Origin of the sequence: Pseudomonas sp. C8002, assembly GCF_013385765.1 — a bacterium.
In the GTDB taxonomy this organism is placed as follows: domain Bacteria; phylum Pseudomonadota; class Gammaproteobacteria; order Pseudomonadales; family Pseudomonadaceae; genus Aquipseudomonas.
The window spans coordinates 508,668-526,433 of record NZ_JACAPJ010000012.1; the positions used below are offsets into that span (position 1 = coordinate 508,668).

Annotated in this window: 20 protein-coding genes; 10 read left to right on the forward strand and 10 right to left on the reverse strand. The window is 62.1% G+C overall.

Annotated elements, in window-relative coordinates; translation table 11 throughout:
- Positions 1–60 precede the first annotated feature (60 nt).
- From HX814_RS20115 to HX814_RS20125, 3 genes are read left to right on the forward strand one after another with little or no spacing between them, the layout of a single operon-like run.
- Complete coding sequence (locus HX814_RS20115; RefSeq protein WP_003216323.1) at positions 61–1,242, forward strand: amino acid ABC transporter permease; 1,182 nt, start codon at positions 61–63, stop codon at positions 1,240–1,242.
- Between the two features lie 10 nt (positions 1,243–1,252).
- Positions 1,253–2,350 (forward strand): amino acid ABC transporter permease, encoded by a 1,098-nt coding sequence (locus HX814_RS20120; protein ID WP_003216325.1) that lies wholly within the window; start codon positions 1,253–1,255, stop codon positions 2,348–2,350.
- Between the two features lie 10 nt (positions 2,351–2,360).
- Positions 2,361–3,125: an amino acid ABC transporter ATP-binding protein gene (locus HX814_RS20125; protein WP_003171943.1), complete on the forward strand. Its 765-nt coding sequence runs from the start codon at positions 2,361–2,363 to the stop codon at positions 3,123–3,125.
- 61 nt (positions 3,126–3,186) lie between these two features.
- Here HX814_RS20125 and HX814_RS20130 read toward each other — a convergent pair whose 3' ends face one another.
- Positions 3,187–3,669, reverse strand: a complete 483-nt coding sequence (locus HX814_RS20130; protein WP_177008758.1) for a type II toxin-antitoxin system MqsA family antitoxin — start codon at positions 3,667–3,669, stop codon at positions 3,187–3,189.
- A complete protein-coding gene (locus HX814_RS20135; RefSeq protein WP_003216329.1) occupies positions 3,666–3,977 on the reverse strand; it encodes a type II toxin-antitoxin system MqsR family toxin in 312 nt (103 codons plus the stop codon). The genes HX814_RS20130 and HX814_RS20135 overlap by 4 nt, the downstream gene beginning before the upstream one ends.
- A 159-nt stretch (positions 3,978–4,136) precedes the next feature.
- Here HX814_RS20135 and HX814_RS20140 point away from each other — a divergent pair, with 159 nt between their 5' ends.
- Complete coding sequence (locus tag HX814_RS20140) at positions 4,137–4,796, forward strand: FadR/GntR family transcriptional regulator (protein ID WP_003216331.1); 660 nt, start codon at positions 4,137–4,139, stop codon at positions 4,794–4,796.
- Complete coding sequence (locus HX814_RS20145; protein ID WP_177008759.1) at positions 4,786–6,066, forward strand: CynX/NimT family MFS transporter; 1,281 nt, start codon at positions 4,786–4,788, stop codon at positions 6,064–6,066. The genes HX814_RS20140 and HX814_RS20145 overlap by 11 nt, the downstream gene beginning before the upstream one ends.
- On the opposite strand, the gene HX814_RS20150 is transcribed toward HX814_RS20145, so the two are convergent.
- The 8 genes from HX814_RS20150 to HX814_RS20185 all read right to left on the reverse strand — a co-directional run bounded on the left by HX814_RS20150 (position 6,063) and on the right by HX814_RS20185 (position 13,762).
- The gene (locus HX814_RS20150; protein WP_008435643.1) at positions 6,063–6,713 is read right to left on the reverse strand and encodes a DUF1120 domain-containing protein; all 651 of its coding nucleotides are present in this window, start codon (positions 6,711–6,713) and stop codon (positions 6,063–6,065) included. The two genes, HX814_RS20145 and HX814_RS20150, sit on opposite strands and share 4 nt — an antisense overlap.
- Positions 6,714–6,728: 15 nt before the next feature.
- Positions 6,729–7,856 (reverse strand): DUF1120 domain-containing protein, encoded by a 1,128-nt coding sequence (locus HX814_RS20155; protein WP_177008760.1) that lies wholly within the window; start codon positions 7,854–7,856, stop codon positions 6,729–6,731.
- Positions 7,857–7,867: 11 nt separating this feature from the next.
- Positions 7,868–10,237, reverse strand: coding sequence for a fimbria/pilus outer membrane usher protein (locus HX814_RS20160; RefSeq protein WP_177008789.1), 2,370 nt, complete (start codon positions 10,235–10,237; stop codon positions 7,868–7,870).
- A 141-nt stretch (positions 10,238–10,378) separates the two neighbouring features.
- On the reverse strand, positions 10,379–11,077 hold the full coding sequence (locus HX814_RS20165) for a fimbria/pilus chaperone family protein (RefSeq protein ID WP_177008761.1): 699 nt from the start codon (positions 11,075–11,077) through the stop codon (positions 10,379–10,381).
- 28 nt (positions 11,078–11,105) lie between these two features.
- Positions 11,106–11,732, reverse strand: a complete 627-nt coding sequence (locus tag HX814_RS20170) for a DUF1120 domain-containing protein (protein WP_256343963.1) — start codon at positions 11,730–11,732, stop codon at positions 11,106–11,108.
- A 64-nt stretch (positions 11,733–11,796) separates the two neighbouring features.
- Entirely contained in the window at positions 11,797–12,426 is a 630-nt protein-coding gene (locus tag HX814_RS20175; RefSeq protein WP_008435636.1) for a DUF1120 domain-containing protein, read from the reverse strand.
- A 43-nt stretch (positions 12,427–12,469) separates the two neighbouring features.
- A complete protein-coding gene (locus HX814_RS20180; protein WP_032899438.1) occupies positions 12,470–13,087 on the reverse strand; it encodes a DUF1120 domain-containing protein in 618 nt (205 codons plus the stop codon).
- Positions 13,088–13,132: 45 nt separating this feature from the next.
- Positions 13,133–13,762 (reverse strand): DUF1120 domain-containing protein, encoded by a 630-nt coding sequence (locus HX814_RS20185; protein WP_177008762.1) that lies wholly within the window; start codon positions 13,760–13,762, stop codon positions 13,133–13,135.
- Between the two features lie 504 nt (positions 13,763–14,266).
- Here HX814_RS20185 and HX814_RS20190 point away from each other — a divergent pair.
- From HX814_RS20190 to HX814_RS20210, 5 genes are all read left to right on the forward strand, one after another.
- Positions 14,267–15,001 carry a response regulator gene (locus tag HX814_RS20190; RefSeq protein WP_003216349.1) on the forward strand — a complete coding sequence of 245 codons (735 nt, stop codon included), beginning with the start codon at positions 14,267–14,269 and terminating at the stop codon, positions 14,999–15,001.
- Positions 15,002–15,201: 200 nt separating this feature from the next.
- Positions 15,202–15,837: a response regulator transcription factor gene (locus HX814_RS20195; protein WP_003216351.1), complete on the forward strand. Its 636-nt coding sequence runs from the start codon at positions 15,202–15,204 to the stop codon at positions 15,835–15,837.
- 100 nt (positions 15,838–15,937) lie between these two features.
- Positions 15,938–16,408, forward strand: a complete 471-nt coding sequence (locus HX814_RS20200; protein WP_008435632.1) for a nuclear transport factor 2 family protein — start codon at positions 15,938–15,940, stop codon at positions 16,406–16,408.
- Between the two features lie 36 nt (positions 16,409–16,444).
- On the forward strand, positions 16,445–16,720 hold the full coding sequence (locus tag HX814_RS20205; RefSeq protein WP_003216354.1) for a GIY-YIG nuclease family protein: 276 nt from the start codon (positions 16,445–16,447) through the stop codon (positions 16,718–16,720).
- Positions 16,721–16,795: 75 nt separating this feature from the next.
- Complete coding sequence (locus tag HX814_RS20210) at positions 16,796–17,731, forward strand: glutathione S-transferase family protein (RefSeq protein WP_177008763.1); 936 nt, start codon at positions 16,796–16,798, stop codon at positions 17,729–17,731.
- Positions 17,732–17,766 lie beyond the last annotated feature (35 nt).

Consider the following 17,766-nt stretch of genomic DNA (forward strand, 5'->3'; position numbering starts at 1 on the left):
CTATCACCCGGTGGGCCAACCGCCGGGTGATGTTCTGTTCCATTATTTCTGGGGCACTTAATGCAAAATCAAATCGGCGCACCAAAACAGAAGCTCAGCTTCAGTGATCCAAAAGTGCGTGCGTGGCTATTCCAGATCATCACGATTGTGGCGGTGGTCTCGTTGGGCTGGTACCTGTTCAACAACACGCAAACCAACCTTCAACACCGGGGCATTACCTCGGGTTTCGACTTTCTTGAGCGCAGTGCCGGCTTCGGCATCGCTCAGCACCTGATCGACTACACCGAATCGGACAGCTATGCCCGGGTCTTTGTGATCGGTCTGCTCAACACCCTGCTGGTGACGGTGATCGGTGTGGTCCTGGCGACCATCCTCGGGTTCATCATCGGTGTGGCGCGCTTGTCGCCCAACTGGATGATCAACAAGCTGGCCACGGTGTATGTGGAAGTGTTCCGCAACATTCCGCCGCTGCTGCAAATCCTGTTCTGGTACTTCGCGGTATTCCTGACGATGCCGGGGCCGCGCAACAGCCACAACTTCGGCGACACGTTCTTTGTCAGCAGCCGTGGCCTGAACATGCCCGCCGCGTTGATGGCGGAGGGTTTCTGGCCGTTTGTGATCAGCGTCGTGGTGGCAATCATCGCCATTGTGCTGATGGCCCGTTGGGCAAATAAACGCTTTGAAGCCACCGGTGTTCCGTTCCACAAGTTCTGGGCTGGCCTGGCGCTGTTGGTGGTGATCCCTGCGCTGTGCGCTTTGGTGTTCGGCGCGCCGCTGCACTGGGAAATGCCCAAGCTGCAAGGCTTCAACTTCGTCGGCGGCTGGGTACTGATTCCCGAGTTGCTGGCGCTGACCCTGGCCCTGACCGTGTATACCGCGGCGTTTATCGCCGAGATCGTGCGTTCAGGCATCAAGTCCGTCAGCCACGGCCAGACCGAAGCGGCGCGTTCCCTCGGGCTGCGCAACGGTCCGACCCTGCGCAAGGTGATCATCCCGCAAGCCCTGCGCGTGATCATTCCGCCGCTGACCAGCCAATACCTGAACCTGGCGAAAAACTCGTCACTGGCGGCCGGTATCGGTTACCCGGAAATGGTTTCGCTGTTTGCCGGCACGGTGCTCAACCAGACCGGCCAGGCCATCGAGGTTATTGCCATCACCATGAGCGTGTACCTGGCGATCAGCATCAGCATTTCCCTGCTGATGAACTGGTACAACAAGCGCATTGCGCTGATCGAGCGGTGAGGAAACCTGCATGAGTACGCATACTTTCAAACCTGATATGCCGCCACCGAACAAAGTGTTCGGGCCGATGGCATGGATGCGCGCCAACCTGTTTTCCAGCTGGCTCAACACCCTGCTGACATTGCTGGCGTTCTACCTGATCTACCTGGTCGTGCCGCCGATCCTGCACTGGGCGATCCTCGATGCAAACTGGGTCGGTACCACCCGCGCCGACTGCACCAAGGAGGGCGCCTGCTGGGTGTTTATCCAACAGCGCTTCGGGCAGTTCATGTACGGCTACTACCCCGGCGACCTGCGCTGGCGTGTCGACCTGACCGTGTGGCTGGCCATCGTGGGTGTGGCGCCGTTGTTCATCTCGCGCTTCACGCGCAAGGCGGTCTACGGCCTGAGCTTTTTGGTGGTGTACCCGATCGTTGCCTACTTCCTGCTGCACGGCGGGATCTTCGGCATGACCAACGTGGCCACCAGCCAGTGGGGCGGCTTGATGCTGACCCTGGTGATCGCCACCGTCGGCATTGCCGGGGCCTTGCCGCTGGGCATCGTGCTGGCGTTGGGTCGGCGTTCGAACATGCCGGCGATTCGTGTGGTCTGCGTGACCTTCATCGAGTTCTGGCGCGGCGTGCCGTTGATCACGGTGTTGTTCATGTCGTCGGTAATGTTGCCGCTGTTCCTGCCGGAAGGCATGGGCATCGACAAATTGCTGCGGGCCTTGATCGGCGTGATCCTGTTCCAGTCGGCCTATGTAGCCGAAGTGGTGCGCGGTGGCTTGCAGGCGATTCCCAAGGGCCAATACGAGGCTGCGGCCGCGATGGGCCTGGGTTACTGGCGCAGCATGGGCCTGGTGATTTTGCCCCAGGCACTGAAGATGGTGATCCCGGGCATCGTCAACACGTTTATCGCGTTGTTCAAGGACACTAGCCTGGTGATCATCATCGGCCTGTTCGACCTGCTCAACAGCGTCAAGCAAGCCGCCGCCGACCCGAAATGGTTGGGCATGGCCACTGAAGGCTACGTGTTCGCCGCCCTGGTGTTCTGGATTTTCTGTTTTGGTATGTCCCGCTATTCCATTCATTTGGAACACAAGCTGGACACAGGCCACAAGCGTTAGGAGTGTTGTGATGAGTGAAGCGATCAAACAGCCTGTGAGCCCTGAAGGCATTATTCAGATGCAGGGCGTCAACAAGTGGTACGGCCAGTTCCACGTGTTGAAAGACATCAACCTGAACGTCAAGCAGGGCGAGCGTATCGTGCTGTGCGGCCCGTCGGGTTCCGGCAAGTCCACCACCATCCGCTGCCTCAACCGCCTGGAAGAGCACCAGCAGGGCCGCATCGTGGTCGATGGCGTGGAACTGACCAACGACCTCAAGCAGATCGAAGCGATCCGCCGCGAAGTCGGCATGGTGTTCCAGCACTTCAACCTGTTCCCGCACCTGACCATCCTGCAGAACTGCACGCTGGCCCCGATGTGGGTACGCAAGATGCCCAAGCGCAAGGCTGAAGAAATTGCCATGCACTACCTTGAGCGCGTGCGTATTCCGGAACAGGCCCACAAGTTTCCGGGGCAGTTGTCCGGCGGCCAGCAACAGCGCGTGGCGATTGCCCGTGCGCTGTGCATGAAGCCGAAAATCATGCTGTTCGATGAGCCGACCTCGGCGCTCGATCCGGAAATGGTGAAAGAGGTACTGGACACCATGATCGGCCTGGCGGAAGACGGCATGACCATGCTCTGCGTGACCCACGAAATGGGCTTTGCGCGCACCGTGGCCAACCGCGTGATCTTCATGGACAAGGGCGAGATCGTTGAACAGGCGGCGCCGAATGACTTCTTCGACAACCCGCAGAATGATCGGACCAAGTTGTTCTTGAGCCAGATTTTGCATTGATCCATGGGTAATGCTTGAAACAATAAACCCGGCCTGGTGCCGGGTTTATTTTTGCCATCAATCAAGTTGTCGTCAGGGTCTCGTGCTCTTTATGTACCGTATGCACGGAATTGCGAAGATCTGCGCCTTCACTCAGGATTTTTGCTTCGATCAGCAAGTGGGGGTGACGCTCAAGCAAACGCATCAGGACTACCAGGGATTTGGGGGGCAATACCTCACCGCGCTCGTAACGAGATAAGGCGTTGTGGCCGCCACCCGATAGCAGTTGTACCGTTTCTTTTTGTGAAAGGTGCAGTTTGCGGCGTATGCGCTTCATCTCGGTGCCGACCATCTGCCTGAAACTGTGAACGATTTCATCGCAGTGGTCTGAATAGCGTTCCGCGTCTTCGGGGTCCAGGATCACCTCTCCACATGCCTGGCACTCCCATCCAGACAGATCGTCTATACGGCGATGCAAACCTTTGACTTCCGATGTTTCGCTACGTCCTGAGAAGTGATGCATTCCGTCATGCCTGCCGCAGCTGAAGCATTGCTCTGTTTTCATGGGTTTTTCTCCTTGAAGGAGATCACCGGAGGTTTACCATCCGTGCGGTAGGTCACCTTGATGTAGATCTCCAGATCATGTGAGTGAATGTGATACACATCTTGCCAAACTCGATGGTCGTCATGAGTGGTCATCGACTTGTACAACATCGTGTTTTTCAACTCGAAAATGACCGCCTGCATTTGTTCGATGCTTAAATCAAGATCCTCGCCGCAACGGCGTGCGCTTTGAGTAAATGCTTGCTTTCCAAGCCGCCTGACATCCGCCTTTATCACCGCCAGATCGTAATGAGGTGTGTACTTTTCCATAAGACACCTGAGTCCAATAATTACCCTCTGAGGGTAATTTTACCAATCGAAAATACTGCTCCTTTGCCTGCCCAAGAACCCTAGTGCGTTGCCTTTGTAGGCAACTCCGAATAGGCTGTGGGAAAATTCATCCTATGATTGGATGAAAGGACGAAACCCATGACAGACATCGCCCCCCTGATCAAACGCTCCCTCGTCGATCAAGCCCTCGAACAGTTGCGCCAGCGCATCACCCAGGGCGTATGGGCCATCGGCGAACGCCTGCCCACCGAGCCCGAGTTGTCTGCCGAGTTGGGGATCAGCCGCAACACCGTGCGTGAAGCCATGCGCGTATTGGCATTCTCCGGGTTGATCGAGATCCGCCAGGGCGACGGCAGCTATTTGCGCTCCATGACCGACCCGCTGGGCGCGATGAAAGCCTTGTCCCACTGCACCCTGGCTCAGGCGCAGGAGACGCGGCAGATTCTTGAAGTCGAGGCAGTCGGCTTGGCCGCGTTGCGCCGCACCGATGAAGACCTGGTCGCTTTGCGCGCGGCCCTCAACGCCAGCGGCGACCATTACCACGGTGATCTTGAGCACTACATCAGCTGCGACCTGGTGTTCCACAAACGCCTGGTGGACGCGGCCCACAACCCGGCCTTGAGCGAGCTGTATCAGTACTTCTCGAGCATCGTCGGCGCGCAACTGCGCCAGACCCTGAACATCCAGCCGCGTCGGCAAGCGGTATTCGACCTGCACGGCGCCTTGCTCGATGCCGTGGAGCAACAGGACCCGGAACGCGCCAAGGCCCTGTCCCGGCAGTTGATCAATGAACCTTGAACCCGAGACCACTATGCCCCGTTCAGAAAGTGCCCTTGATGAACTGCTGATCGACGCCGAAGCCGATGACGAGGAGGTCCAGCACAGCCCGCCGGTGGTAAGCCGTCCGTGGTTGTTGCTGTTGGGCCTGATCCTGGTGGCGCTGAACCTGCGCCCGGCGTTGTCGAGCATGGCGCCTCTGCTCGCTGAGGTCTCCCATAGCCTGGGGCTCTCGGCGGCCAAGGCCGGGTTGCTGACGACGCTGCCCGTCTTGTGCCTGGGCCTGTTCGCGCCACTGGCTCCGATCCTGGCCCGACGTTTTGGCGCCGAGCGGGTGGTGCTGGGCATTCTGCTGACCCTGGCCGGCGGCATCATCCTGCGCAGCTCATTGGGTGAGGCCGGGCTGTTCGCCGGCAGCCTGCTGGCGGGCGCGAGTATCGGCATCATCGGGGTGCTGTTGCCCGGCATCGTCAAACGCGATTTCGCCAAACAGGCCGGCACTATGACGGGCGTGTACACCATGGCCCTGTGCCTGGGTGCAGCGCTGGCGGCGGGATCCACGGTCCCCCTGAGTCATTACTTCGGCGACAGCTGGAACATCGGCCTGGGGTTCTGGATTCTCCCGGCGTTGGTCGCGGCGTTGTTCTGGTTGCCACAGGTCGGCCAGAAACACGGCGCGCACCAGGTGGCCTATCGCGTGAAGGGCTTGTTGCGTGATCCGCTGGCCTGGCAGGTGACCCTGTACATGGGCCTGCAATCCTCCCTGGCGTACATTGTGTTTGGCTGGCTGCCGTCGATCCTGATCGGCCGTGGCCTGAGCGCCACCCAGGCGGGCCTGGTGCTTTCCGGTTCGGTGATTGTGCAACTGGCCAGTTCCCTGGCTGCGCCCTGGCTGGCCACCCGCGGCAAGGACCAGCGCCTGGCCATCGTGGTGGTGATGGTGCTGACCCTGGGCGGCCTGTTCGGTTGCCTGTATGCACCGTTGGACGGCTTGTGGGGCTGGGCGATTCTGCTGGGCCTGGGCCAGGGTGGCACTTTCAGCCTGGCGCTGACCTTGATCGTGCTGCGTTCACGGGACGCCCATGTAGCCGCCAACCTGTCGAGCATGGCCCAGGGCATCGGCTACACCCTGGCGTCCATGGGGCCGTTCGCGGTCGGGCTGGTGCATGACTGGACCGGTGGCTGGAACGCCACCGGCTGGATTTTCGCGGTGATCGGCCTGGGCGCGATCATCGCGGGACTGGGCGCCGGGCGTGCGCGGTATGTCGGCGTGACCAGCGAAAAGGTCTAGAGGTACAGCACTTCCATAGTGCTGGAACCATCGATATGCACGTCGCTGCTGAGGTCGAGATTGTTCTTGGCAGCGATCACCGTATCGACCCTGACCAGGCTGCTCAGCGTCTGGAAGGCCGTCGGCCCGCTGGTGCTGCCGACGGTGTCGGTAAAGCCGAGAAAGCTGCGCGAACCGATGTCGATCGGGTTGCTGTTGGCGGTGCGCCAGGCGATCCCGCCGCTGGTGGACTCGGTGCCGTAAACCTCAGGCAGGCTGTCGATCACCGTCTGTTTGGGGTCGAAGGTCAGGGAGTACAGCCCGATCTTGTTGCCGCTCGGGTCCAGTCCCAGCCCGTAGTAGATTTCGCTGTTGACATTGGCGGTGCCGTCGCGGTTGTCGCTCATGCGCAGGGCGTAGCGAGTCGCTGCCTCGCAGTTGATGGTCACGCTCAGGTAGCGCACCGGCAGGCGTTTGCCGCGATCAATGTTCAACTCCTGTTGGGAAATCTTGCCGTAGTCGATCAGCCCGTTGCTCGACAGCGCCGGTGTACAGGCGCTTGGAGTGAGCAAGCCGGTGATGCCGAGTTCAACACTGGAGGCTGCCGTGGCACCGCTGCTGAGGGTCAGCAGGGCAAGTGTTGCGAGAGAACGCTGGCGTAGGTGCATGACCATACTCCTTGATCAGAGGTAGATGATTTCAATCGTGCCGGAACCGTCGAGCAGTACTTCCGTACGCAGGTCCAGGCTGTTCATGGGGGACAGGACGGCGCGCACGCTGATCTGCCCACTCAGGTTCTGGATCGCGGTGGGGCCGGCATTGCTGCCGGGTAGAGCGGTAAAGCCGAGCAAACTGCTGCTGCCGATGGGAATGGGGTAGGCGCTGGAGCTGCTCCAGGCCACGCCACCGGTGGTGGAGTCGGTGCGATATACCTGGGGCAGGGCATCGGCGCGCAGGTCGAAGGGGTCGAAATAGAGGAAGTACCGGCCGATTTTATTACGGCTGTCGTCCACTCCCAGGCCGTAGGCGGTTTCGTCGATGCCGCCGGTGGCCGAGCCTTTGCGGTTGTCATGCATGCGCAAGGCGAAATGAGTCGGGCCGTCGCAGCCGATACTCAGCAGCAGGCTGCGGGAGACCAGCCCGGTTTCCTTGTCGGTGTTAAGGCTCCTGGACCACATACGGCCAAAGTCGATGATGCCGCCGTTGGACAGCGTGGTCTCGCAGGCCGCCGCAGCGAAGCCGGCTTGCAGCGACAACTCCCGTGCGCGGCCGCTGGCGACGGCGTCGATCAAGCCGCTGGCTTCCCAGGTCACCGCGTCGCGCACTTGCAGGGCGTCGGCCTGCGCCCAGGCATTGACCAGCAATTGCGCCGAGAAGCTGCTGCCGGTGGTCGGCGCACCGTCGCGCAACGGTACGATGGCCTGGTCGGGCCGCCAGTCGAGTGTCCTGCCCCTGGCACTGGGCGCCTGGCCTTGCCCGCTGGTCAACCCCAGTTCAACAGCCTGGCCGTCGAGTACCGCATCGCTGATGTGCACGCGGTAACTGCCACGCTCGGTAAAGCGGTAGCGCTCGGCGGTCGCGGCCAGGGCCCGGTAGAACACGTGCATATCGGTGGGCGTCGGGCAGTTCAGGTTGAGGCTCAGGCGGCGTTCTCCCAGCAGGATTTCTGCGCCGGGGTTGCGCTGCACGGCGCGGTTCATCACGCCGAAATCCAGGCGCGACTGGCTTAGGGTCAGTTGGCATTCGTCGGCGTGCGCCCGGCCCTGGACGATGGCGCCCAGGGCCAATCCCAGCAGTAACAATCGCTTCATCACAGTCTTCCTCATGGCGTCACACAGCGGGCCGGGGCGGTTTCGAAATACACCTGCGGGTCGGCTTTTTCCGCGAGTTCAACCTGCAGTTCACAGCGGCTCATGCCCGGTGCCTTGACCCACAGGGGGCGTGGGTCCAGCACGTTCGGCAGGAACACCTGGCTGCCTTCCTGCACCAGGGTCACGAACTCGCCCTCGGCGGTACTCACCGTGGCGCCACGGGGCAGTGGCGTACCGTGGTCGGTTGCCACCGTGAGCAAGGCACGACGGGTCAGGGCCACGCCGAATTCCACGCGATCCACCGCGCCGCGCCCGGCGCTGATGACGGCCAGGCCGTTGCTGATATCGGCGTTGCGTGGCAGCGACTGGGTTTGCACTTCCACGGGGCTGCGCCCGTAGGCGGATACCTGCGGTACCACGGCCTGGCCCTGGAAGTCGGTCCATACCGGGCCGCTGGGCGTGGTGAGCTTGACCCCGGCCATATCGCCGACAGACACCAGCGCAAAGGTGTCGCGCACCGGATAAGGCGAGAAGGTCACGCCACCGCTGTGGGCCACCACCGCACCGCGCACACCGCCCTGGTAGCTGGAGCGCTCGGCGTCAGAGCGGCTGTAGTTCATGTCCAGTTGTGCATAGCGCGGCAGATAGGACACGCCGAGGGTGGATTCCACTTGTTGGTCGCGGCTGTCGTGCTCGGCACTGACCCGGTAACTGAGTTGATCGTTGACCTGCTCGTTCACCCCCAGGCCGATGCGATGCTCGCCACCGGAGTTGCGCACCCAGGAGCGCCCACGCCGGTTCTCACCCAGTGGCACGCTCAGGTTCAGGTACACCGCGTTCTCGTTATTCTGCCGGCCGCTGACCTGCCACTCGGCACTGGCCGACAGCGACACGCCGCGCACGCTGGTGCCCCATGAGGCCAGGGCACGGCTGCTGTTTTCGCCGTTGAACGTGGTGGTGCGCGACAGGCCGGCATTGAAGGCTCCCAGCCATGGATGGGCCCAGCCCAGGGCCAGGCTCTGCTGGTCGCGATAGCGGGTGAGGCGACCTTCGTCGTCCCGCGAATCGTAGTAGGCGGCGTCTTCCAGCTCCCGGTAGCCCATGGTGCGGTGGGAGGCGCCGGCGGTGATCGACCATTGCCGGCCCAGGCGCTGGGACAGGCTCAGGTCGGTCTGTACGCCGCGTTCACCCAGGCGTTGGGCATCGGCAATCTGGGTCGACAGTTGTACCTGGCCGTCTGGCCACGGCAACAGGCCGAGGCTGGCACCTGTGGCGCGGTAGTCTTCGGCAGCCAGTGCGCCGGCTCCCAGGCTCAGGCGCGGGTTCAAGGCGCCGCTCCAGCCGCCACTGATCACCCACGGATCGTCGCCGCGCGTATCGCCGATATTGCGCACCCGGCCTGCTCCCAACGAGTAACCCGGCGCTGGCAAGCCGATGCCGAGCATCGCCGCCGGCACGGTGAAGCGCCGCTCTTCGCCGGTGCTTTCCTTGACTGTCACTTCAACGTCGGAGCGTGTGTTCAGGCGCCTCACGTCGGTCAGCGAGAACGGCCCGGCCGGCACCACCGTGGAGTGAATCAGCGCGCCGTTCTGGCGCACCTCCACCTGGGCCGGGCTGTTGGCGATGCCGCTGATGGTCGAGCCCTGTTCCTGGTCCTGCAGGGCCTGTTCGGTAAACAGTTGCATGCCGGTGATCTGCGCGGACGACAGCACCGGGTTGTAGAGGTTGATCTGCCCGGCCTGCAACACCGCCTGCTGCTCGGCGAAGGTGCGCTGAGCATAGGCTTCCAGGTGGGTACTGCGGGACCTGGAATCCTGCCAGGTCTGGACCTGGCGGCTGCGCACGATCCAGTCGCCCGCGTTGAAGCCCAGCTCGGTATTGGCCGAGCCGAAGCGGTTGGTGTCGTCGCCATAACGGTTGTACAAACCGGTGAGGTCGTAGTTGAGCAAGCCGGCGAACCCTCCGGTTTCATAACCGGACAGCTCACGTTGGCGCGGGCGCAGGGCATCGGTGGGCACCATCAGGCTCACGCTCAGGCTGGCGGGGTCTTGCTCCACCACGGTTTGCGGGTATTCGCCGAGGAAGTCATGGCAGCGGCTGTCGGCCAGCGGGGCCGGTATCACCAGGTCGGCGGCGTCCAGCAGCGGGCGGTCGAAGCACAGCGCGCCCTGGCTGTCGAACTGCACATCGAGGCGGCCACGGCGCTGGCCGTTCACCGTCAGGCTCACGGCATGGCGGCCGCTGGTGTAGCGCGGTGCGTCGAGCAGCAGGTAGGCCAGCTCCGGGTCGATTCCGCGCTGGTGCAGGGTTTGCGCGTCGAAGGCATCGGCCCAGGCATCGGCCGACAGCAACGCCATGGTCAGTGGCAGCGCGGCCCGCATCCGGGCGGGGCGTAAAGGACAGTCGGGCACGGCTTCGCCAGCCGGGTCAGTGGTTACTGTGTTCACGTAAAGGCACTCAGGTTATGGAAGCCGGCAACGGTTGGCGGGCTTCCCGGTGACAGTCACAGGGCTGTCACTTCGTTATTCAGCGTTTGCGGCGGTTATCGGTGCCTCATAGGCGGCGACGGCAAAGCCGTACACGGTGGCCGGTTGCAGGCGTACGGCCGTGGCGGTGTGGGGCGTGCTGAGCCGCAGGGTTTCGCCGGGCAACACATAAGTGCGCGGCAGCACCAGGCTCTGCTTGCCGGGCAGCAATTGCAGCTCCTGGGCCAGGCGCACCACGTAAGGCGTGGGGTTGGCGACGTTCAGGTGACCGGCGTTCAACGACCAGGTCAGCCCGGTCCAGGGTGTGCGGTTCGGCGCCAGGCCCTTGGGATGAATGATCACCGGCAGGTTCTGGCGCACGGTCACGCCCACCCGCGCATGGCCAGCCTGGGCGGCGTCACGGTCCTTGGGCATGCCTTCGAAGATCACCCGCTTCAGGCGTTGGGTTTTCAGGGGCGTGGGGTTGCGCAGGATAAAGCGCACCAACTGGCTTTTATCGGCCTCGACCCGGGACAGGGGCGGGGTGACGAACAGCAGCGATTCGGTGTCTTCCGGAATGTTTTCCAGGGTGACGTGCAGCAGGGCCAGTTTGCCGTCGGTGTTGGTCACCGACACCGAAGCTTCGCCGTCGGCCTCGTTGACGATCACCACCGAGGTGTCGGGCACCATGCCGTCGGCAAACGCCTGGGTGCTCAGCAGCCAGCCCAGGGCCAGCAAGGTTGGATAGGTCTTCATGACGCAGTTCCTAAAATGATCACAGGGCTTAGAGGTAACGCAAATCCAGGACCAGTGAGCCATCGAGGGGAACGTCTTGCCTGAGGGTCAGACGGTTCGCCGGGTGGATGGTGGTCTGTGCGCGGATCCGGGTGGTCAGGGTGACGATGGGTTCCGGAAACGGTCGGCCGGGACGGGCAAAGCCCATCAGGGTCTTGGGGTGGATGGCCGGTTGGGGAGCCCAGAGGCCGCCTTCGGGGTTTGACACAAGTGACTGCATGGCCTGGCCGTCTCCTTGCGCCGCTTCGAACGCCAGGTCGACGTAACCCAACTGCTCCGCGGGCGCGTTGGGGTTTCTCCCCAGGCCGTAGGTAGTGTCCGGTGCGGCGGACGAATCTTCGCGGCTGTCCAGGCCAATCAGGCCAAACAACAAGGGGCCGCTGCAGTGGATCTCTACCTCCAGCCATTGGGTGGGCAACGGGGTGGGAGCCACCTGGTTGAGGAGATGGGCAGGGATGGTGCCGTGGTCGATGATGCCGCTGCCGGAGAGCGCGATGGTGCAGGAACTGGGGGTGACCAGGCCCGACAGGGTCATCTCGGTGGCGGTGCTGGCAAACACGCTAGAGCCGGTGTTGAGCAATAACAGCGCCGTGCACAGGCGTAGGGTTCTGTTCATCATTCGGTCTTCAATGTGTTCGGTGCAAGTAAGGCGCCTCGCTGCGAACGGCGAGGCCGCGGGTTTACAGGTACTTCACTTCCAGCGTGGCCGAGCCGTCGATCGGGTGTTCATCGCTCAGGTCCAGGCTGTCGGCCCGGGCGATCTGCGCGTACACCACCAGGTCGCTGACGACTTGCTGGATCGGCACCGGCAGCCAGGTGCCCGAGGTTCTATCGCCGAAAGCCGCCAATGCGCTGGGTGGCAGGATCGCGTCCGCCGACTCTGCCCAGGTCGTGCCGTTATCCCCGGACTCCAGCACCGTGACGGCGACAGAGTCTGCGACTGCGTTATTCAGCATCAGGTCGTAGGCCCCCAGCTTCTGCGTACCGTTGATCAACCCCAGGCCGTAGGTGCCGCCGCTGGAGTTGGACCCGGCGCGGTTGTCGGTGCCCTTGACGGCAAACAGGGTGCCGCCGTCGCAGGTGATGGTCAGTTGCAAGGTGGTGCGTGGCAGTTGTTTGGGGGTCGTGAGGTTCAGGTCTTTGGCGGAGATCTTGCCGTAGTCCACCATCCCTCCGCCGGACAGGCCAGGTGTGCAGGCGTTGGGGGTAATCACCCCTTTGACAGTCAGGTCGACGGTGGACGCCGCCAGGGCAGAGGCGCTGGTGCTGAGCAGCAGCGCGGTGGCCAGGGCATTGAGCGTAAGTTTCATGGGGCACACGTTTCCTTTCGAGTGGGGCCGGTTGAATAAAGGGTTACAGGTACTTCAGTTGCACGGTGGCATGGCCGTCCAGCGGCACTTCGTCGAGCACGGTCAGGCGGTCGGTGCCGTCGACCATCGTGTACACGCGCAGGTCGGCACTGAATTGCCGTATCGCAATCGGGGTGTTCGCACCGCCGTTGGTGGCGACCGAGGTCTGGGTGTAGTGGCCCAGGTAAATCGACGGGAGCCAGGTCACCCCGCCATCGGTCGAGTTGATCGTCTTGACCGTGACGCCGTCCGCGACCGGGTTGAGCAGGCCGAATGCGGTGGCGCCAAGTTTTTCGCCACTGTCCGTCAGCCCCAGGCCATGCCAGTAGTCGTTAATTGCCGAAGTGCCGGCGCGGTTATCGATCGTGCTCAGCGCGATGAACGTTGGCGCTTCACACAGGACTTCCATTTGCATGGTCTCTGGCAGCAGTGAGGTAGGGCTGTCGGTGTTGAGTTCCTTGGCCGGCATTTTTCCGTAATCCACCACGCCTCCGCCGGAGAGCATGGGTTCACAGGCATTGGGTGTGATGGTGCCCGTGACGGCGAAGTCGGTACTGCTGGCGGCCAGTACGGTGGGGGCCAGCAGCAACGTGGCGAGGAAGACAGCGGGTGAGGAATTCATCATCGAGCAGCACCTTTTTGGTTGCAGGTCAGGGGCGAAGGTGGGTTACAGGTAGAGCACTTCAATGGTGGCCGAGCCGTCGATATTGACTTCGTTGCTCAGGTCCAGGCCGTCGGTGCGGTTGATGTAGCCGCTGTAGGCCACGGGGGTGACCAGTTGCTGGGTGGCACGCGGGATGCTGGCGTCTGCCAGGGTGGCGACCGAGAGATAGGTGCCGGTTTCAAAGCTGTTCCAACGCTCCCAGGTGACGCCATTGTCGAAAGACCCGATGGCTTGCACGGTTTCGCCGTCGGCCTGGGGCGGGCTACCGGTGGCGCCAAGGGTCAAGCTGTAGGAACCCAGCTTTTGCGTGCCGTTGATAAAGCCCAGCCCGAAGCCGCTGCCGCTGCCGGAGCCAATACGGTTGTCGGTCGCCTTGAGGGCGAAGATCACCGGCGCATCGCAGGTCACGGTCATTTGCAAAGTGACCTTTGGCAGCGGATAGATCCTGTCTGGGTAAAGGTCCTTGGCCGACATCTTGCCGTGGTCGATCACCCCGCCACTGGACAGGCTCGGCGTGCAGGCATTCGGGGTGATGATGCCCTTGACTGTCAGGTCCACGGTGCTGGCGGCGAAGGCGGGGGCGGTGCCAGTGATCAGCAGGGCGCTGGCGACGGCGATCAGGTGCTTGTTCATGGTTGTATTGTCTCGGTGTTGGATCAACTGACGGGTGCAGCTCACCGCAGCGCAGAAAGAGGCGCGGTTGGGCGTCGGGTCAGTTCGGATAGTTGGCCGCCAGGTGAGTTGGCGGATTGCCCTCTTGGGGTGGGGCGCAATTTAGCGCCGGGGGAGAGGAGGGGAAATACAAGAATTACGACAATCCGCTATCCCTCTAGCTCGCCTGCGTCAAGTCGGAATAGGTGGGCGGAGCTGTAGGAAAAACTGTCTTTTCGTAGTTCTTGTATCGCAAGAGTGGTATTCATGTGGATAGCTTGATTCGGTAATGGGTGCCAGGCTGATGGGTTAAGGATCACCGTCAAGCGCACCCTCACTAGACGATATGCCAGGGCCGTCTGATGGCCCTGGCAGGTCGGCGCCGATATCGAGGTGGCCATGATGCCAAGCGTGTTTGCTGACGACGCCCCCAGGCAGCAAACGGTGCCATGGCGCAGTCCTCCTGTTCACTGGAAGCACCTGAGCGTGCTGATCGTCGAGGACCATCAGGCCTATCGCGCCTTGATGGGCTGGTTCCTGCAAAAATTCGAAGTCGATCACGAACTGGTGTGCAACGGGCAGGCCGCGTTGACCGCCATCGCCCTGCGGCATTTCGACCTGGTGATCAGCGATTGCCGCATGCCGGTGCTGGATGGCTATAGCATGGCTCGTGAGATCAGGCGGCGAGAGGCCGTACACAGCCGCCCGCGTGTGCCGATCATTGCCTTGACCGCCAAACTCTCTGCGGACGATGCCCGCCGCTGCCTTGAGGCCGGCATGGATGCCTGGCTGCTCAAGCCGCTGACCCTGGAACAATTGCGCGGGGTGCTGGAGCAGTGGCTGCCACAGCCGCCGGGCGCCAGTACGAACCCGCCTGCCACAGCCTGCGCCGGGGCGCACTGGCCGACTCGTGCCGAACTGATCAGGACATTTGGCGATGAACAGGTGGTGAACCAGATGTTGCGCACCCTGGTGCGCGAGGCCGAGGCTGATTACGCAGGCCTGGTACAGGCTTGCCGCATCGTCGACCCGCATGCATTGGTCGACTGCCTGCATCGCCTGGCGGGAAGCCTGGCGTTTTTTGGCGAGACGGAGCTGGATCGCTGTGCGGGGGAGTTGATCGAACAGGTGCGCAAGCACGGGATCCGGTGCAACAGGCGGGCATTGCAGCGGTTCGACCAGGACCTGCTGGTGTATCTGCGCTATTTGACAGATTTATGACATTTTCAGCGATTCTGTAGGGGGTATTACCTCTGTCTGTGGGCTTAGTTTGTAGGTGGTTTCCTTTTTTGTTGTAGGTAAAAAATCACCCGCTTAAGAACACGGGACGCCATTGAAAACCGCTCCCAGGTGGGCGGTTGTTGCCCGGGACGGACAGGGTTATTTTGCGCAAATCAATTTGCCATCACTCATGGATTTCTATGCTTCGCGTAATTATTGCTGACGATCATCCCATTGTTCGGATCGGGCAGAAGGTGGTGATCGAGGCCAACGGCAAGTGCAAGGTGGTCGGTGAGGCCAACGGCCCGGATGAGCTGCTGCGGGTACTGGGCAGCACCCCTTGCGATGTGCTGGTGACGGACTTCGCCATGCCGGGCGGGCAGCAGGCTGACGGCTATGTGTTGTTGGGCTTGTTGCAACGCCAATACCCCGGGGTGCCGGTGATCCTGGTGACGATGTTCGCCAATATCGCCACCCTGCGTGCCTCGTTCGCCGAGGGCGCCCGAGGCATTGTCGCCAAGAGTGCGTCGGCCAAGGAGTTGCCCACGGCCATCAAGGAAGTCTGCGAGGGCAAGACCTTCGTCAGCGAGTCCCTGCGAACCCAGTTGGTGCAGGCGGGCACGGGCGATCAATCACAACCGCCGCAACTGTCGGGCAAGGAACGCGAAGTGGTGCGCATGCTGGCCAGCGGCATGACCGTCAGCCAGATTGCCGCGCGGGTCAATCGCAGCATCTCCACCATCAGCAAACAGAAAAGTACCGCGATGAACCGGCTGTGTATCTCCACCGATGTGGATTTGTTCCACTATGCTCGCAGCAGCGGAATGGTGCCCTGAAGGGACGGGATGAGGTATTCCTGGCGTTGATGCCAGTAGTGTTCCCCGGCCTTGGGGATTATCGTACCGGCCATCCCAACTTCTTTTGCGGAACCTGCCCATGAGCGACGCCCATAACGCCTTGATCACCGAGTTCTACAGTGCCTTCCAGCGCCTGGATGCCGAGGCCATGAGCGCCTGCTACAGCGACGACGTGGTGTTCAGCGACCCGGCATTCGGTGAACTGCGTGGCCGTGATGCCGGCGACATGTGGCGCATGCTGACCACCCGGGCCAAGGACTTTTCCCTGACCTTCGACAGTGTGCGCAGCGATGAAATCACCGGCAGCGCCCACTGGGTGGCGACCTACCTGTTCAGTGCGACGGGCAACACCGTAGTCAACGATATCCGGGCGCGCTTTGTGTTTCGTGACGGCAAGATCTGCGAGCACCACGACCACTTTGACCTGTGGCGCTGGTCGCGGCAGGCGTTGGGCACCAAAGGCCTGTTGCTGGGCTGGACGCCGCTGGTGAAAAACGCCGTGCGGGCCCAGGCGCTGAAAGGGTTGAAGGCGTTCCAGGCCAGTCGTTGATAAGATTGGCGTTCCTATGGTTTGCCGAATTGATCCGTGACGACTCCTTCTGAAGCCAAACCGTGGTTTGTCTACCTGGTGCGCGCCGCCAATGGCTCGCTCTATTGCGGCATCAGCAATGACCCGGTGCGCCGCTTTGCCATGCACCAGAGTGGCAAGGGCGCACGGTTTTTCCTCTCGAGCCCCGCCGTGGCGCTGGTGTACACCGAGGCATGCATCAGCAAGGCCGAGGCGCTGCGCCAGGAACGGCTGATCAAGAAACTCAAGAAAAGCGCCAAGGAGTGCCTGGCGGCGATCGGCCCATCAGTTTGACTGATAGGTTCCCATGCGCGCCTTTGCCGGGTTTGCAGGCTAAGCTGGACGCTCACTCATTGAGCGGAGCCTGGCATGACTGAGTTGATCCTCCACCACTACCCGCAATCCCCATTTGCCGAAAAAGCCCGCCTGTTGCTGGGCTTCAAGGGCTTGTCCTGGCGTTCGGTGCACATCTCGCCGGTGATGCCCAAGCCTGACTTGACGGCCCTCACCGGTGGTTATCGCAAGACCCCGGTGTTGCAGGTGGGCGCCGATATCTACTGCGACACCGCACTGATCGCCCGCCGCCTGGAGCAGGAAAAGTCCGTGCCGGCGCTGTTTCCCCAAGGCCTGGAACTGGTCAGCCAAAGCTTCGCCGCCTGGGCTGATTCGACGGTGTTCTCCCATGCCGTGAGCCTGGTGTTCCAGCCGGAATCCCTGGCGGTCAAGTTCGCCAAAGTGCCGCCGGAAATGCTCCAGGTGCTGGTGGCCGACCGCAGCAAATTGTTCAGTGGCGGCACGGCCACCCGTGTGCAACTGGATCAGGCCAAGCATCAATGGCCGGTGATCATCGGTCGTATCAATCAGCAGTTGCAGCACCAGCAGGGCGACTTCCTGTTCGGCGAGCCGTCGATTGCCGACTTCGCCCTGGCGCACCCGTTGTGGTTCCTCATGGGATCGTCGGTCACCTCGCCGCTGGTGGAAACCTATCCTGCGGTGGCCGCCTGGCTCGCCCGGGTGTTGGGTTTCGGGCATGGCACGTCGAGCCAGATGAGTGCCGAGCAAGCCCTGGAAGTCGCGCGCAATGCCATGCCGGCCAACCTGCCGGAAGAAATCTTCGAAGACCCGAACGGCTTCAAGCCCGGCCAGCAAGTGACCATCAGCGCCACCGACTACGGCACCGATCCGGTGGCCGGGGAGTTGCTGTTTGCCGGCCGCGAAGAGCTGATTCTGCGGCGCACCGATGACCGCGCCGGCACCGTGCATGTGCACGTTCCGCGCTTCGGATTTCGGATCCAACCGGCGTGACTGAAATTATTTTCAAATCGGTGTGAGGTAAACCT